General features: G+C 63.7%; 14 protein-coding genes. 2 read left to right on the top strand and 12 right to left on the bottom strand.

Features of this window, described 5'->3' with window-relative positions:
- Nucleotides 1–4: 4 nt before the first annotated feature.
- The 9 genes from nuoH to LK03_RS19335 all read right to left on the bottom strand — a co-directional run bounded on the left by nuoH (nt 5) and on the right by LK03_RS19335 (nt 11,896).
- Nucleotides 5–1,012, bottom strand: coding sequence for an NADH-quinone oxidoreductase subunit NuoH (nuoH, locus tag LK03_RS19380; protein ID WP_028693715.1), 1,008 nt, complete (start codon nt 1,010–1,012; stop codon nt 5–7).
- Nucleotides 1,009–3,723, bottom strand: coding sequence for an NADH-quinone oxidoreductase subunit NuoG (gene nuoG, locus LK03_RS19375; RefSeq protein ID WP_038414140.1), 2,715 nt, complete (start codon nt 3,721–3,723; stop codon nt 1,009–1,011). Before nuoG ends, nuoH begins: the two co-directional genes overlap by 4 nt.
- Before the next feature lie 132 nt (nt 3,724–3,855).
- Nucleotides 3,856–5,235 (bottom strand): NADH-quinone oxidoreductase subunit NuoF, encoded by a 1,380-nt coding sequence (gene nuoF / locus LK03_RS19370; protein ID WP_038414139.1) that lies wholly within the window; start codon nt 5,233–5,235, stop codon nt 3,856–3,858.
- A complete protein-coding gene (nuoE, locus tag LK03_RS19365) occupies nt 5,232–5,729 on the bottom strand; it encodes an NADH-quinone oxidoreductase subunit NuoE (protein WP_028693712.1) in 498 nt (165 codons plus the stop codon). The genes nuoF and nuoE overlap by 4 nt, the downstream gene beginning before the upstream one ends.
- Nucleotides 5,730–5,731: 2 nt before the next feature.
- The gene (nuoC, locus tag LK03_RS19360) at nt 5,732–7,513 is read right to left on the bottom strand and encodes an NADH-quinone oxidoreductase subunit C/D (RefSeq protein WP_038414137.1); all 1,782 of its coding nucleotides are present in this window, start codon (nt 7,511–7,513) and stop codon (nt 5,732–5,734) included.
- Nucleotides 7,514–7,591: 78 nt separating this feature from the next.
- Nucleotides 7,592–8,269: a NuoB/complex I 20 kDa subunit family protein gene (locus LK03_RS19355; RefSeq protein ID WP_012313769.1), complete on the bottom strand. Its 678-nt coding sequence runs from the start codon at nt 8,267–8,269 to the stop codon at nt 7,592–7,594.
- Between the two features lie 10 nt (nt 8,270–8,279).
- The gene (locus LK03_RS19350) at nt 8,280–8,693 is read right to left on the bottom strand and encodes an NADH-quinone oxidoreductase subunit A (RefSeq protein ID WP_028693710.1); all 414 of its coding nucleotides are present in this window, start codon (nt 8,691–8,693) and stop codon (nt 8,280–8,282) included.
- A gap of 661 nt (nt 8,694–9,354) precedes the next feature.
- Complete coding sequence (aceA, locus tag LK03_RS19345; RefSeq protein ID WP_038414134.1) at nt 9,355–10,680, bottom strand: isocitrate lyase; 1,326 nt, start codon at nt 10,678–10,680, stop codon at nt 9,355–9,357.
- A gap of 481 nt (nt 10,681–11,161) precedes the next feature.
- Nucleotides 11,162–11,896, bottom strand: a complete 735-nt coding sequence (locus tag LK03_RS19335; protein WP_038414841.1) for a secretin N-terminal domain-containing protein — start codon at nt 11,894–11,896, stop codon at nt 11,162–11,164.
- Between the two features lie 188 nt (nt 11,897–12,084).
- Between LK03_RS19335 and LK03_RS19330 the strand changes: the two genes are divergently transcribed.
- The gene (locus LK03_RS19330) at nt 12,085–13,527 is read left to right on the top strand and encodes a SulP family inorganic anion transporter (RefSeq protein ID WP_038414131.1); all 1,443 of its coding nucleotides are present in this window, start codon (nt 12,085–12,087) and stop codon (nt 13,525–13,527) included.
- Nucleotides 13,528–13,575: 48 nt separating this feature from the next.
- Here LK03_RS19330 and LK03_RS19325 read toward each other — a convergent pair whose 3' ends face one another.
- Entirely contained in the window at nt 13,576–14,004 is a 429-nt protein-coding gene (locus LK03_RS19325) for a hypothetical protein (RefSeq protein ID WP_038414129.1), read from the bottom strand.
- Between the two features lie 137 nt (nt 14,005–14,141).
- Between LK03_RS19325 and LK03_RS19320 the strand changes: the two genes are divergently transcribed.
- Entirely contained in the window at nt 14,142–14,438 is a 297-nt protein-coding gene (locus tag LK03_RS19320; protein ID WP_038414127.1) for a hypothetical protein, read from the top strand.
- A gap of 15 nt (nt 14,439–14,453) precedes the next feature.
- Here the strand turns inward: LK03_RS19320 and LK03_RS19315 are convergent, their stop codons facing one another.
- On the bottom strand, nt 14,454–15,704 hold the full coding sequence (locus tag LK03_RS19315; protein ID WP_038414126.1) for a 2-aminoadipate transaminase: 1,251 nt from the start codon (nt 15,702–15,704) through the stop codon (nt 14,454–14,456).
- A 109-nt stretch (nt 15,705–15,813) separates the two neighbouring features.
- Nucleotides 15,814–16,710: a transcriptional regulator GcvA gene (gcvA, locus tag LK03_RS19310; RefSeq protein ID WP_038414125.1), complete on the bottom strand. Its 897-nt coding sequence runs from the start codon at nt 16,708–16,710 to the stop codon at nt 15,814–15,816.
- Nucleotides 16,711–16,733: the final 23 nt, after the last annotated feature.

Raw genomic sequence — 16,733 nt, 5'->3', positions numbered from 1 at the left:
ATCCTCACTGGGCCGCGACGGCTGGCGTGTTGTAGAGCACGATCGCAGCGGTCACCAGCAAATTGATCAGGGTCAGCGGCAGGCAGAATTTCCAGCTGAAATCCATCACCTGGTCATAGCGCGGGCGCGGAATCGAGGCGCGCAGCAGGATGAACAGCATGATGAAGAACGCGGTCTTGAGCGCGAACCACAGGAACGGCACCTGCGGCAGCAGATCGAACGGACCATGCCAGCCACCGAAGAACAGCGTCACCAGCAGCGCCGACACCAGGATGATGCCGATGTACTCACCGACGAAGAACATGCCCCATTTCATGCCGGCATACTCGATGTGGTAGCCGTCGGCCAGTTCCTGCTCCGCTTCCGGCTGGTCGAAGGGGTGACGGTGAGTCACGGCCACGCCTGCGATGAAGAAGGTACAGAAGCCGAAGAACTGCGGAATGATGAACCACAGGTTCTGCGCCTGGTACTCGACGATATCGCGCATGTTGAACGAGCCCACCTGCACCACCACGCCCATCAGCGCAAGGCCCAGGAACACTTCGTACGACACGGTCTGCGCCGAGGCCCGCAGGCTACCGAGCAGGGCGTACTTGTTGTTCGAGGCCCAGCCGGCGAACAGCACCGCATAGACCGAAAGACCGGCCATGGCGAAGAAGAACAGCAGGCCGATGTTCAGGTCAGCCACGCCCCACAGCGGGGTGATCGGAATTACCGCAAAGGCGATCAGCAGGGCGCTCATCGCTACCACGGGTGCCAGGGTGAAGATGAAGCGGTCGACGAAGGGCGGGTTCCAGTCTTCCTTGAAGAACATCTTCAGCATGTCGGCAGCGATCTGGAACATGCCGAACGGGCCGACCCGGTTCGGGCCATAGCGGTCTTGCCACCACCCCAGCAGGCGGCGCTCGACGAAGCTGAGCAGCGCGCCGCAGACGACCACGGCGAGCAGCACCACGATGGCCCGGACGACGCTGAGGATCACATCGATCACTTCGGGTGTGAACCAGCTCATTGTGCTGCCTCCTGCAGGCCTTCGACGGTGGCGCCGAAGATCGCCGGCGGAATCCCGTCCAGGCCCTTCGGCAGGGCAACCAGGCCAGCGCCCAGCTCCTCAACGATGCGCAGCGGCAAGCGCAGCGACTGACCGGCCACGTTCAGGCTCAGCAGAGCACCGTCATTGACCCCCAGGCGATCGGCCTCGGATTTGGCCAGGCCCACGTAGGCCTGCGGAATGCGCGTCTGCACCGGCGCGGCGCGTGAGGAGTTTTCCTCGCTGCCGAACAGGTGGAAGAATGGCACCACGGTCCAGGTGCCACGGGCCGGGTTGTAGGCGCCGGGAATGGCGCTGAACCAGCTCAGGCCATCGCCCTGGGTTTCGATCAGGCGCACGCCCGGATCACCTGCACGCAGGTGACCACCGACTTCATCCTGAAACTTGTTCCACGCCTGTGGCGAGTTCCAGCCCGGCGACCAGGCGAACGGCACCTGCTGGCGCGGTTCGGCCGACCCCGAGTAGCCCTCCATGGAGAAGGCGAATGCGGTGTCTTTGTCTTGCGGGGTGCGCGGCTCGTGCACGCTGATGTTGGCGCGCATGGCGGTTCGACCGGAGTAGCGCAGTGGCTCACGGGCAAGCTTCAGGCCCTTGATGCGGAAGGCAGCGCTTGGCGCAGCATCGACGATGCCGGCCAGTTGCGGCGAAACCTGCGCGCAAGCCTGGGTGACGTGGTCGAGTTGGGTCCAGTCCACCGGCTTGTTCAGCAAGGTGGCGCGCAGGGCGTGCAGCCAGCGCCAGCCTTCGTGGATCTGGATGCTGCTGTCCAGGTACTGCGGGTCGAAGACCTGGAAGAAGCGCTGGGCGCGGCCCTCCTGGCTGATCAGGGTGCCATCGCCTTCGGCGAACGAGGCGGCCGGCAATACCAGGTGCGCACGATCGCTGGTGGCGGTCTTGCTGTGGTCGGCGACGATCACCACCTTGGCCGCAGCAAGGGCCGCATCGACCTTGGCCGCCGGCAGACGGGCGTACAGGTCGTTCTCCAGCACCACGATGGCATCGGCCTTGCCGTCGATCACCGCGTCCAGCGCCGCGTCGGCGCTGTCACCACCGAACATGGCCATGCCCAGACTGTTGGCTTCGGGCACCACCAGGCTCAGCGAGCCGTTCTTGTCGCGCAGTTTCAGCGCCTTGGCGATGTTCGCCGCCGCTTCGATCAGTGCCGGGTCGGCCAGCGAGGTGCCGGCAACTACCAGTGGACGTTGCGCCGCGACCAGGGCGTCGGCGATGCGCTGGGCAAGGGCCAGGGCGTCGCTGTCCAGGCCATTGACGGCCGGGGCGCTCGGGTCGATGGCGTGGGCCACGGCAAAGCCGAGACGGGCGAGGTCGGCCGGTGCGGCGTGTACGCATTCTTCGGCGACGTCATCGAGCTTGGTCTCGGCCAGCGAGGCGATGAACAGCGGGTACAGCGCGTGCTGACCGATGTTCTTCACCGCCGCATCCAGCCACGGCTGGACCTTCATCGCTTCGGCCATGGCCTCGGCCTTGCCCTTGGTGGCCTGGCGCACGGCCAGGGCGACGCGTGCAGCGGTCTGGGTGAGGTCTTCACCGAGCACGAACACGGCGTCGTGGTCTTCGATGTCGCGCAGGGTCGGTACTGGCAGCGGGCTGTTGTTCAGCACCTCCAGCACCAGGCGCACGCGCGCCAGCTCGCCGGCTTCGATGCCTGAGTAGAAGTACTCGGCGCCGACCAGTTCACGCAGGCCGTAGTTGCTTTCAAGGCTCGCGCGGGGCGAACCGATACCGACGATGGTGCGCCCGCGCAGCAGATCGGCGGCCTTGTCCAGCGCAGCGTCGAGACCAAGCTTGCTGCCGTCGGCCAGTAGCGGCTGGCGTGGACGGTCCTTACGGTTGACGTAGCCATAGCCGAAGCGGCCACGGTCACAGAGGAAATACTGGTTCACCGAACCGTTGAAGCGGTTCTCGATGCGCCGCAGTTCGCCGTAACGCTCACCAGGGCTGATGTTGCAGCCGCTCGAGCAGCCATGGCAGATGCTTGGGGCGAACTGCATGTCCCACTTGCGGTTGTAGCGCTCGGAGTGGGTCTTGTCGGTGAACACGCCGGTCGGGCAGACCTCGGTGAGGTTGCCGGAGAACTCGCTTTCCAGCACGCCGTCTTCGACGCGGCCGAAGTATACGTTGTCGTGGGCGCCGTAGACGCCCAGGTCGGTGCCGCCAGCGTAGTCCTTGTAGTAGCGCACGCAGCGGTAGCAGGCGATGCAGCGGTTCATCTCGTGGGCGATGAACGGGCCGAGGTCCTGGTTCTGGTGGGTGCGTTTGGTGAAGCGATAACGGCGCTCGTTGTGGCCGGTCATCACCGTCATGTCTTGCAGGTGGCAGTGACCGCCTTCCTCGCACACCGGGCAGTCGTGCGGGTGGTTGGTCATCAGCCATTCGACGACGCTGGCGCGAAACGCCTTGGATTCGTCGTCTTCGATGGAGATCCAGGTGCCGTCGGAGGCGGGGGTCATGCACGACATGACGATACGACCCCGGGTGTCGTTCTCGTCGGTGTACTGCTTGACCGCGCACTGGCGGCAGGCGCCGACGCTACCGAGCGCCGGGTGCCAGCAGAAATAAGGGATGTCGAGGCCAAGCGACAGACAGGCCTGTAACAGGTTGTCCGCACCGTTGACTTCGAGCGCTTTGCCGTCTACGTGGATAGTGGCCATGGTTCAAAGTTCTTCGTTGGCCCGCGTGAGCAGGCGTGGCTAATGGAAATCGGTGTGCCTGCGGCCTGCCTCGAGATGCTCGGGTCGGCCTGCAGGCGAGCGGATGGCACGGACCATCCGCTGTTCATCTTGTTATGCGCCGACCACGACCGGACCAGCCGGCACGGGTTTGGCCAGGTTCGGGCTCAAGGCGGCGCCTGCAACTGCAGGCGCGACACCGGCCTCGAACTCTTCGCGGAAGTATTTGATGGCGCTGCCCAAGGGCTCGACGGCACCGGGTGCGTGAGCGCAGAAGGTTCGGCCAGGGCCGAGGAAGTTGACCAGACCCAGCAGGGTCTCGATGTCCTCGGCGCGGCCCTGGCCTTTTTCCAGGGCGCGCAGCATCTTCACGCTCCACGGCAGGCCGTCGCGGCATGGTGTGCACCAGCCACACGACTCTCGAGCGAAGAACTCTTCCATGTTGCGCAGCAGCGAAACCATGTTGATCGAATCATCGACCGCCATCGCCAGGCCCGTACCCATGCGCGTGCCCACCTTGGCGATGCCGCCGGCGTACATCTGTGCGTCGAGATGCTCGGGCAGCAGGAAACCAGTACCGGCGCCGCCTGGCTGCCAGCACTTGAGCCGGAAGCCATCACGCATGCCGCCGGCGTAGTCTTCGAACAGCTCGCGGGCGGTGACGCCGAACGGCAGCTCCCACAGGCCAGGGTTCTTCACCTTGCCGGAGAAGCCCATCAGCTTGGTGCCGTGGTCTTCACTGCCGGCGCGAGCCAGCGACTTGTACCAGTCATTGCCGTTGGCGACGATGGCCGGCACGTTGCACAGGGTCTCGACGTTGTTCACGCAGGTCGGCTTGCCCCACACGCCCACGGCGGCAGGGAAGGGCGGCTTGGAACGCGGGTTGGCACGGCGGCCTTCGAGGGAGTTGATCAGTGCGGTTTCTTCGCCGCAGATGTAGCGACCGGCGCCGGTGTGGACGAACAGCTCGAAGTCAAAGCCCGACCCCAGAATGTTCTTGCCCAAGAGGCCGGCGGCCTTGGCTTCATCGATGGCGCGGTTGAGGTTCTTCGCCGCGGTGGTGTATTCGCCACGCAGGAAGATGTAGCCGCGGTAGGCCTTGAGCGCACGGGCGCTGATCAGCATGCCTTCGATCAGCAGATGGGGCTGCTGCTCCATCAGCATGCGGTCTTTCCAGGTGTTGGGTTCCATTTCATCCGCGTTGCACAGCAGGTAGCGGATGTTCATGGATTCGTCTTTGGGCATCAGGCCCCACTTCACTCCAGTGGGGAAGCCTGCGCCGCCGCGGCCCTTGAGGCCGGAGTCCTTGACGCTCTGCACGATGTCGTCGGGGGCCATCTGCGCCAGCGCGGTACGCGCGGCGACGTAGCCGTTCTTCGACTCGTACTCGGCAAGCCACACCGGCTCGCCGTCGTCACGCAGGCGCCAGGTCAGCGGATGGGTTTCGGCTGCACGCGCGATGCGGTTGGCCGGGCCGAAGGAAGTGATGGTCATGCGTAACCCTCCAGCAGTTTGGCGACGCCGGCAGGTTGCACGTCGCCGAACGTGTCGTCGTCGATCATCAACGCCGGGGCCTTGTCGCAGTTCCCCAGGCAGCACACCGGCAGCAGGGTGAAACGCCCGTCTGCGGTGGTCTGGCCCAAACCGATGCCCAGTTCGCTCTGAATCTGGCCGACCACCGATTCATGGCCGCCGATGTAGCAGACCATGCTGTCGCAGACGCGGATGATGTGGCGACCGACCGGCTGGCGGAAGATCTGGCTGTAGAAGGTGGCGACACCTTCGACATCGCTGGCCGGGATACCGAGCACCTCGCCGATGGCGTGGATGGCGCCATCGGGCACCCAGCCACGGGCCTTCTGCACGATCTTCAAGGCTTCGATGGACGCCGCGCGCGGGTCTTCGTAGTGGTGCATCTCGTGCTCGATGGCCGAGCGCTCGGCTTCGCTCAGGGCGAAGCGGTCAGTCTGGATAAGCGTGCTGTTCATGCTTAGCGGTCCACGTCAGCCATAACGAAGTCGATACTGCCCAGATACGCAATGAGGTCGGCGACCATGCTGCCTTTGATCACCGAGGGGATCTGCTGCAGGTGCGGGTAGCTCGGGGTGCGGATGCGGGTGCGGTAGCTCATGGTGCCGCCGTCGCTCGTCAGGTAGTAACTGTTGATGCCCTTGGTCGCTTCGATCATCTGGAACGACTCGTTGGCCGGCATGACCGGGCCCCACGAGACTTGCAGGAAGTGCGTGATCAAGGTCTCGATGTGCTGCAGGGTGCGCTCTTTGGGTGGCGGCGTGGTCAGCGGGTGGTCCGCCTTGTACGGGCCTTCGGGCATGTTGCGCAGGCACTGGTCGATGATGCGGATGCTCTGGCGCATCTCTTCGACACGGACCATGCAGCGGTCGTAGGCATCACCGTTGTGCGCCAGCGGCACTTCGAACTCGAAGTTCTCGTAGCCCGAGTACGGGCGCGCTTTACGCAGGTCGAAGTCGCAACCGGTGGAGCGCAGGCCGGCACCGGTGGTACCCCATTCCAGCGCTTCCTTGGTGTTGTAGGCGGCGACGCCGATGGTCCGGCCCTTGAGGATGCTGTTCTGCAGAGCGGCCTTGGTGTACTCGTCGAGGCGCTTGGGCAGCCAGTCGACGAAGTCCTTGACCAGCTTGTCCCAGCCGCGCGGCAGGTCGTGGGCGACGCCGCCGATGCGGTACCAGGCCGGGTGCAGACGGAAACCGGTGATGGCTTCGATCACGGTGTAGGCGCGCTGACGGTCGGTGAAGGTGAAGAACACTGGGGTCATGGCGCCGACGTCCTGAATATAAGTACCCAGGAACAGGAGGTGGCTGGTGATGCGGAAGAATTCGGCGAGCATGATGCGAATCACGTCGACCTTCTGCGGCACCTGAATGCCGGCCAGCTTCTCCACCGCGAGCACGTACGGCAGGTTGTTCATCACCCCGCCGAGGTAGTCGATCCGGTCGGTGTAGGGAATGAAGCTGTGCCAGGACTGGCGCTCGGCCATTTTCTCGGCGCCACGGTGGTGGTAGCCGATGTCGGGCACGCAGTCGACGATCTCTTCACCGTCCAGTTGCAGCACGATACGGAACGCACCGTGCGCGGACGGGTGGTTGGGGCCCAGGTTGAGGAACATGTAGTCCTCGTTGGCGCCCTGGCGCTTCATGCCCCAGGCCTCGGGGTTGAAACGCGCTGACTCTTCTTCGAGCTGCTGCTTGGCCAGGGTCAGGCTGTAGGGGTCGAACTCGGTGGCGCGCGCCGGGTAGTCCTTGCGCAGCGGGTGACCTTCCCAGGTCGGCGGCATCATGATGCGGCTCAGGTGCGGGTGGCCGGCGAAATCGATGCCGAACATGTCCCACACTTCGCGCTCGTACCAGTTGGCGTTGGGCCAGATACCGGTCACCGACGGCAGGTTCAGGTCGCCCTCGCTGAGCGAGACCTTGATCATCACGTCGCTGTTACGTTCTACCGAGAGCAGGTGGTAGAACACGCTGAAATCGGCGGCAGGCAGGCCGCGACGCTGGGTGCGCAGGCGCTCGTCGACGCCGTGCAGGTCGTACAGCATGCTGTAGGGCTTGGCGACATTGCGCAGGAAGCTCAGGACTTCCTTGAGCTGGGCACGCTTGACCCACAGCACCGGCATGCCGGTGCGGGTTTCCTGGGCGACGAAGGCGTCGGCGCCAAAGCGAGTGTGCAGTTCGACGACCACGTTCTGGTCGTCAGCCTTGTAAGGCGGAATGTAAATAGCGGTGTCCGCTGTCATGGTCTCGGTCGCTTTCGGTCAACGTAGAGAATGAAGCCAGGCCGCCGGCTCCAGGGGAGCGGGCGGCAGGTCGCTGGATCAGACTTCGTCGGGGCTGCGCAGGTTGGTTACCGCGATTCGCTGTTCGCGGCGCAGGTCCTTCTGGGCAGGCATCTCGGCACGGTAGATGCCTTGATCGCCCACCACCCAGGACAGCGGGCGACGCTCTTGCCCGATCGACTCCTGCAACAGCATCAGCCCTTGCAAGAAGGCTTCGGGGCGAGGCGGGCAGCCCGGCACGTAGACGTCCACGGGGAGGAACTTGTCGACCCCCTGAACGACCGAGTAGATGTCGTACATGCCGCCGGAGTTGGCGCACGAACCCATGGAGATAACCCACTTGGGCTCGAGCATCTGCTCATACAGGCGCTGGATGATCGGCGCCATCTTGATGAAGCAGGTACCGGCGATGACCATGAAGTCGGCCTGACGCGGCGAGGCCCGGATGACTTCGGCGCCGAAGCGGGCGATGTCGTGGGGCGCCGTGAAGGCCGTGGTCATCTCCACGTAGCAGCAGGAAAGGCCGAAGTTGTACGGCCACAGGGAGTTCTTGCGACCCCAGTTGACCGCGCCCCGCAGAACATCCTCGAGTTTCCCCATGTAGATGTTCTTGTGGACCTGATCTTCCAGCAGCTGGTCGGTTACGGTTTCCCGCTCGCCGACCGGATACTGCTCGTTGGGCGCGTCCGGATCGATTCTGGTGAGATTGTATTGCATTGCCAAAGCCTCATTGTTTCAGCTTCGCTTGCCGCTTGCGACGTGCTTCCGGCGCCCAGTCAAGGGCCCCCACACGCCATAGGTAGACAAGACCTGCCAACAGAATTGCTATGAAAACGAGTGCTTCGACGAATCCGGTCCAGCCGCTTTCGCGGACGGACACAGACCAGGCAAAGAGAAAGAGGGCTTCGATATCGAAGATCACGAACAGCATCGCGACCAGATAGAATTTGGCGGACAGGCGCAGGCGGGCGCTGCCAGTGGGCAGCATGCCGGATTCGAAAGGTTCGTTCTTGGCGCGGCCCCAGGCCTTGCTGCCCAGCAGGCTGGAAAGACCGAGCATGAAGGCGCACAGGCCAACGACACCGAGAAGGAAGATGGCCAGGCCCCAGTTGTGGGCGATCAGTCCTGTCGAATCGGGCATGCTCAAGTCCTTATACAGAGCCCAGGCTCTGCGTTCTGAAAATAATTAAAGCGGCGACGTGGTGTCGCAGGCGCAGTGACCAAATGTCGCAGCTGGATCAATCCGGCTGATTTTATGGGTAAACCCTATGCAAGTAAATTTACCCAGGCAAATTTATTCGTAGGATTAAGAACAAAAATCGCTCCTAACTCGCTGAAGCCCTTGAATTTCGGGCATTCGCGCAATTCTCTCAATTATGTTTATTGTTTCCGGTAACGTTCGTCTTGTTTGTAATGATAATTACTATCATCTAAATAAGCCTGATCGTTTTAGTTGGTTTTTAATGCATTAACTGCGCATCATCCAGCCTCACGCTGAGCGTGCAGGCAGCCGACTGTTGTACGCAAAAATGGGCTGGGGTGCGCGGTGCTGGATCAATGAATCGACGATGGACCGCCGTCTCGGTGCGAAGGGGTGCAGGTGCGCAGGCCAGTGAGCGGGACATGTATCCGTCCTTGCTTCTTTATTGTCTGCCAAGCATAGCCCGTATTTCCCTGTGCGCACGGATCGATTCGGCAAGCCCGAGCGCGTGCGCGGTTGTCGTACGGCCGCATCACCTTGCGCGCACAGCACGAGGCCCGGAGCGCTGGCGCGGTCCGGGCCTCGATGATTGCCAGGCGAATCAGTGGAACTGTTCTTCCTCGGTCGAGCCGGTGAGAGCGGTGACCGACGATGCGCCGCCCTGGATCACGGTGGTCACGTCGTCGAAGTAGCCGGTGCCCACCTCCTGCTGGTGGGCGACGAAGGTGTAGCCCTTGCTGGCGTCGGCGAACTCCTGTTCCTGCAGCTTGACGTAGGCGGTCATGTCGTTGCGGGCGTAGTCGTGCGCCAGGTTGAACATGCCATGCCACATGTTGTGGATGCCGGCCAGGGTGATGAACTGGTGCTTGTAGCCCATCGCCGACAGCTCACGCTGGAATTTGGCGATGGTCGCGTCGTCGAGGTTCTTCTTCCAGTTGAACGACGGCGAGCAGTTGTACGACAGCAACTGATCTGGGTATTCCTTCTTGATCGCCTCGGCGAAGCGACGTGCCTCGTCCAGGTCAGGTTTGGCGGTTTCACACCAGATCAGGTCGGCGTAGGGCGCATAGGCCAGGCCGCGGGCAATCGCCTGGTCGAGACCGGCACGTACCTTGTAGAAGCCTTCACGGGTGCGCTCGCCGATCACGAACGGTTGATCGTATGGGTCGCAGTCGCTGGTCAGCAGGTCGGCGGCGTTGGCGTCGGTACGGGCGAGGATGATCGTCGGCGTACCGGCAACGTCGGCCGCCAGGCGCGCGGCCACCAGTTTCTGCACCGCTTCCTGGGTCGGCACCAGCACTTTGCCGCCCATGTGTCCGCATTTTTTCACCGAGGCCAGTTGGTCTTCGAAGTGCACGCCAGCAGCGCCGGCTTCGATCATGCTCTTCATTAGTTCATAGGCGTTGAGCACACCGCCAAAGCCGGCTTCGGCGTCGGCGACGATCGGCGCGAAGTAGTCGATGTAGCCGTCGTCCCCCGGGTTCTTGCCGGCTTTCCACTGGATCTGGTCGGCGCGGCGGAAGGAGTTGTTGATGCGCTTGACCACCGTCGGCACCGAATCGACCGGGTACAGCGATTGGTCGGGGTACATCGATTCGGCCGAGTTGTTGTCGGCGGCGACCTGCCAGCCCGACAGGTAGATGGCCTGGATGCCGGCTTTGACCTGCTGTACGGCCTGGCCGCCGGTCAGGGCACCCATGCAGTTGACGAAGTCTTTCTCGGGGCGGAAGGAGGGGTGGGCGCCTTGGGTGACCAGCTTCCAGAGTTTCTCGGCACCGGCGCGGGCCAGGGTGTGTTCCGGTTGCAGCGAACCGCGCAGGCGCACGACATCGGCGGCGGTGTAGGTACGGGTCACGCCTTTCCAGCGCGGGTTCTCGGCCCAGTCTTTCTCGAGGGCTGCAATTTGCTGTTCGCGTGTCAGTGCCATGGAAATAACCTCGTCGCATCAGTCGGTGAAGTAGGTACTGGGCTCGGCGCACGGCTCAGGGGGCGTGGCGGCTGTCCTGCGCGAGGAAGGTGGTTGCGGCGAAGGGGCGAGGGCGGAAGAAAGCAGGCGCGGTGGACCCGCCGGCAGCGTGGCTCGTGGATGCCGTGCTGCACAGGCGACGTCGGTGGCCGTGGCTGCGGTCAAGCGCTTCCGTCCCTCGGGACAACTTCTTCGTTGCAGTCACCATCGCGTCGCGCTGCCTTTTGGGCTGCATGGACACGGAGCGCCTCCACAGGTGGCGGGAGTGCGCCCCGCAGGCCCGGTCAGGGCCCCTGATCAGCGGGAGCGAGGCAATCATGCCCAGTGCAAAAAGCGCCTGTCAACGACTTTGTAGTGGTTTTATGCGCTCACTACATCTTTGGTCTAATACGACTTGTCAGTCAGTTTCAGGGTCTCTGGTCGTAGGTCGATGGGGTCGATATCAGTCCACCAGGTCGACTTTTACCCGCAGGGTCATGCTCTCGCCCCGCTGGGTGCCGTAGCTGTACCCTCCAGGAGTGCGGTCTGCCTGGCTTTGCGGGTTGAATCCGGCCAGGGTGATCCAGGTGCCGAGCTCGCCGCTGACCGTCGTGTCGGTGCTCTGGACGTTCACTACATCTGCGCGTTCACGGCTGATGCGGTCATGATTGCTGCTGATTTGCAGCTGAACCGTACTACCCATCACCTGCGGGGTGACATAGAAACCCTGGGTGACGTTGCGATATTCAGTGTCGCTCTGCACGCGTCCATAGCCATCGCTTGAGGTGCTGGTGAACGGGACGCTCTGGCCGACCTGAATCAGTGCCGGCTGGCCTTCGCTGGCGCGAATCTGCTGCAGGCCGCCCTCGCGGTTGCGGGTGCCGTGGCGAATGATCCTGGCGTTGCCGCGGGTGTCCTGGACGTTGCTGTCCTGGGTATCGACGCTGATCAGCAAGCGCTTGGGGGCCGTGTCGAGCTGCAGCAGCAGCGTGCGCAGCTCGTCGATGCGCGGCTGGCTGGCATTGACCACCAGCTTGTTTTCGAAGGCGCTGACGCTGCCTTCGCTGCCGATGAAGGCCTGGGCGGTGGGCAGCAACTGGGCGCTGGTACGGTTTTGCAGGGGCAGTACGGCGGTGGCTGCCTGGATGGCGAAGCTGCTGCATAGCAACAAGGTGGCGACTAGGGGGCGTAGTGGCATGGCGGCGATCTCCGCGAGTGAAGTCAGCATGATGGCAAATTTGGCGACGGTCTGCCGCCTGGTCTCTGGCAGGCAGCGGCTGGCAGGGTGGGCATAAATTCCGTACCATCGCGCCTCTTTTTCCGCTTGCGTCATCCGCTCACTGCTGTTCAAGCACAGCCGAACGCTGGCCTGACCACAGGACCTTCATGAAACCCGTTCGTCTTCGCGCCGACTTGCTGGCCGGCCTGACCACTGCCTTCGCCCTGGTGCCCGAGTGCATCGCCTTCGCCCTGGTGGCTCACCTCAACCCGCTGATGGGCCTGTATGGCGCGTTCATCATCTGCACCCTGACCGCGCTGTTCGGTGGTCGCCCAGGGATGATTTCCGGTGCTGCAGGGTCGATGGCGGTGGTGATCATCGCGCTGGTGGTGCAGCACGGGGTCGAGTATCTGCTGGCGACCGTGCTGCTGGGTGGCGCGTTGATGGTGCTGTTCGGCGTGCTGCGCCTGGGCAAGTTGATTCGCCTGGTGCCGTATCCGGTGATGCTCGGCTTCGTCAACGGTCTGGCCATCGTCATTGCCATGGCGCAGCTTGAGCACTTCAAGCGCGGCGAACAGTGGCTCAGCGGTACGCCGCTGTACCTGATGATTGGCCTAGTGGCGTTGACCATGCTGGTGGTCTACGTACTGCCCAAACTCACCCGCGCCGTACCGCCGGCACTGGTGGCAATTGTGGGTGTAGGCTTGCTGGTGTATGGCCTTGAGCTGCCAACCCGCACCCTTGGGGACATGGCGCAGATCGCTGGCGGCTTGCCGGCGCTGGCCTGGCCGCAGGTGCCGTGGAGCCTGGAAACCCTGCGCATCATCGCCCCCTACGCGTTGCTGATGGCCATGGTCGGTCTGCTGGAAACCTTGCTGACCCTCAACCTGACCGACGAAATCACCGAAAGCCGCGGCTTCCCCGACCGTGAATGCGTGGCGCTGGGGGCGGCCAACATGGCCTCGGGCCTGTGTGGCGGCATGGGCGGCTGCGCGATGATCGGGCAGACGGTGATCAACCTCAGCTCGGGTGGCCGCGGGCGGCTGTCCGGGGTCACTGCGGGGGTGATGATTCTGCTGTTCGTCCTGTTCCTGTCGCCGCTGATCGAGCGCATTCCGTTGGCGGCGCTGGTGGGGGTGATGTTCGTGGTCGCGCAGCAGACCTTCGCCTGGGCCTCGCTACGGGTGCTGCACAAGGTGCCGGCCAGCGATGTGCTGGCGATCGTCGCGGTGACGGTAGTTACGGTGCTCACCGACCTGGCTGCGGCGGTGCTGTTCGGTATCGTCATCGCCGCGATCAACTTCGCCTGGCAGCACGCCCGCGAGCTGTACGCCGACAGCCGTATGGAGGAAGACGGGCACAAGCATTACCAAGTGCACGGCACGCTGTTCTTCGCCTCGACCACGCCGTTTCTCAACCAGTTCGACCCGGCCAACGATCCGGCCAGCGTAACCTTGGATTGCCAGCACCTGAGTTTCGTCGATTATTCAGCCATCGCCGCCCTGAAGACCCTGCGCGAACGCTATGCCAAGGCGGGCAAGCACTTGCGCGTGGTGCATCTGTCAGAGCGCTGCAAGAAACTGCTCAAGCGGGCGGGCGAGCAGCATTGAGTGCGCTGGCCCGAGGGCTCGGGCCAGCATAATCGGAGACGCCTCGACTCAGTCGGCCAGCGCCTGCAGGTGCCATTGGCCGTCTTCTTCGCGGGCCAGGCCACTGGCGCCGAGCAGCGCGAACAGGCGTGGGTGCAGGGCATCGTCGGTGAAGGTTTTCAGCGTATCGAGGTCGATCAGGCCAAGGCTTTGCAGCTCGGCCTGAGTGTATGACAGCCAGGCTTTCTTGAGCTTTTGCAGCACGTCGCTGGCAGCGGTGCTGGCAAAGCGTCGGTGGCTAGGCTTGCCGTCGAATTCGAAGGTGTGCAGGTGGCTGTAGTCGGTCTGTTCGCCGCTGTTCTCGGTGCAGCGATGGCAAGTGCAAGGGCCGTCGCCGAAGGCGCTGCGCAGGTAGCCGTTGAAGTCGGTGACTGGCTTGAGGCTCAGGCGTTTGTCGACTTCGAACAGGTCGGCGGTCATGGGTTGCTCGGCGCTCACGGTCGGCTCCTGGTGTGGTAGGGCGGGTATCGGCGGGCACCCTAACAGATCGGCCCCCTCCAGGCCATCGGTGCGCTAGAGACAAGCGCCCAGTCGTGCCGTACCCTACGCGCCCCTGAACTTGCGAGGTTATCGGCTTGAGCACCTACCCCTACATCGCCACCATCACCGTCAGCACCGAGAATTTCGGCGGCGATGTCGAGGCCACCGAGAACCCAGGCATCCGCGTGGGCCTGGAAGCGGTGACCGAAACCTTGAAGAAAGTGCACTTCGTCAACACCCTGGCGGCCCCGGATGGTGCTACCCATATCTGCGTGACCCTGGACAACGGCCTGAGTTACTACGGCCCCATCGTCAACGGTCACGCCGAGCTCGAAGGCGGCTGGATCGCCTTCGAATGCGACATGCTCACGCCCCAGGAGCTGGGGCTCTAAGCGTCGGCTGCAGCGCTAGCGCAACGCCGCCAGGCAGCGCTCGAGAATATCCAGCCCTTCCTCCAGCACCTTGCCTTCGATGGTCAGCGGTGCCAGCAGACGCACGATGTGCCGCGCCTTGCCGCTGGGCATCAGCAGCAGGCCCTGGGCGCGGGCCGCGTCGAGCAGCGCGCTCAATTGCGCCGTGGCCGGACTGCCGTCCGGGTTGATCAGTTCGATACCGCGCATGGCACCGACGCCGGTCAGGCGCCCGATGAACGGGCTCAGGCCTGCGGCCTGCCAGCGCGAGTAGCGGGCAAGCAACGCCTGCTCTTGACGCTCGCCCCAGGTGGCCAGATTGTCGTCGCTCATCTGCGCGAGGCTGGCCAATGCCGCGGCGCAGGCGATGGGGTTGCCTGAGTAGGTGCCGCCCAGCCCGCCCTTGGGCAGCGCTGACAGCAGTTCGCGTCGGCCCACCACCGCGCCCAGCGGCATGCCGCCGGCGATGCTCTTGGCCAGCAGCAGCAGGTCGGGCTCGATGCCCAGTCGCGAGAAGGCGAAGCGCTGGCCGGTGCGACCGAACCCCGACTGGATTTCATCGACGATCAGCACGATGCCATGGCTGTCGCAGAAGCGGCGCAAGGCCTGGGCGAAGGTCGGATCGAGGGCAAGGAAGCCGCCTTCGCCCTGCACCGGTTCGATGATGAACGCTGCCACGTCCTCCACTGCCAGCTCGACACTGAACAGCCGCTCCAGCGCCTTGAGCCCTTCGGCGCAGCTGACGCCGTTGTCGGCGCTGGGGTAGGGCAGGTGATACACCGGGCCGGGCAGATCGCCCACGCGCTGCTTGTAAGGCGCGACCTTGCCGTTGAGGTTGAGGGTGGCCAGGGTGCGGCCATGGAAGCCCCCGTCGAAGGCGATCACCGCGCGCTTGCCGGTGGCGCCACGGGCGACCTTCAAGGCGTTCTCGGCGGCCTCGGCGCCACTGTTGGTGAGCATGCCGGCGATGGGGTAGCTCAGGGGCACGAACTGGCTGAGGCGCTCCATCAACTGCAGGTACGGCGCGTGGGGCGCTGCGTTGAACGCCGAGTGGATGAGCCGGGTGGCCTGGGTGCAGATCGCCTCGACCACTGCCGGGTTGCAATGACCCAGGTTGAGCACGCCAATGCCGCCGACGAAGTCGATATAACGGTTGCCGTCGGTGTCCCAGACTTCCGCATTGAGGCCATGGGAAAGTGTAATCGGGTGAACGATAGAGATGGAGTGGCTGATACTTTCCGGATTCATCTGCGCGCAGGCCTGTGGTCAAGTTTCTTATTATCCAAACGCTTCGCGCAGCCCATGCGCAAACGAATTATCCGATTGGCTTCATTCCCTCAACTATGGAAGTGGCGGTTCACACACCTTCCGCGACCCGCTCGCGTATCCACTGCACGAAGGCGCGCACCTTGGGCACCTGCGCTGCATGCTCGGCGTGTGCCATGAAGTGCCGGCCATTGCTGGGCACCGGATGATCCCACGCCACCATCAGTTTGCCCTCGGCCAGTTCTTCGGCCACCAGGTAACGTGGAATCAAGGCGATGCCGCAGCCGGCGATGGCTGCGCGAATGCACAGGTAAAACGTATCGAAGCGTGGGCCGTGGTAGCTGTTCTGGCTGTGCAGGCCCTGGCCGAGGAACCACTCGTGCCAGGCCTCCGGGCGCGAGGCGCATTGCAGCAGGCGGTGCTCGATCAGCGCCTCGGCACTGGCGAAGCGCTGCTGCTCGAGCAGCTGGGGCGCGCACACCGGCAACACTTCTTCACTGAACAGCTCGATGCACGTGGCCCCGGGCCAGGTGCCCTGGCCGAAGAAGAAGGCGACATCAGCCTTGGCCTGCACCAGGTCGAAGGGCTCGAGTTCGTTGCGAATGTCCAGGTGAATGCGCGGGAATTGTTCGCCGAAACCCTTGAGCCTTGGCACCAGCCAACGTGCGCCAAAGGTCGGCTGGGTGGCAATGCGCAGCACTTCGGTTTCATCACCGTAGCTGAGGATGTAGCGGCTTGAGATGTCGATCTGGGTAAGGATCTTGTTCACCTCTGTCAGGTACAGCGCCCCGGCCGGGGTCAGGTGCAGGCGCCGACGAATGCGCTCGAACAGTGGGTGCGAGAGCATGTCTTCGAGCTGCGCGACCTGCTTGCTGACCGCGCTCTGGGTCAGGTGCAGCTCTTGCGCGGCGCGGGTGAAGCTCAGGTGGCGGGCGGCCGCTTCGAAGCACTGCAGGGCGGTGGTCGAGGGCATCAGGCGTTTGGACATGGCGATGGCGTACCCAGCGAAAA

It is taken from the genome of Pseudomonas cremoricolorata (assembly GCF_000759535.1).
In the GTDB taxonomy this organism is placed as follows: Bacteria; Pseudomonadota; Gammaproteobacteria; order Pseudomonadales; family Pseudomonadaceae; genus Aquipseudomonas; species Aquipseudomonas cremoricolorata_A.
This window is presented reverse-complemented; position numbering and strand designations above follow the sequence as displayed.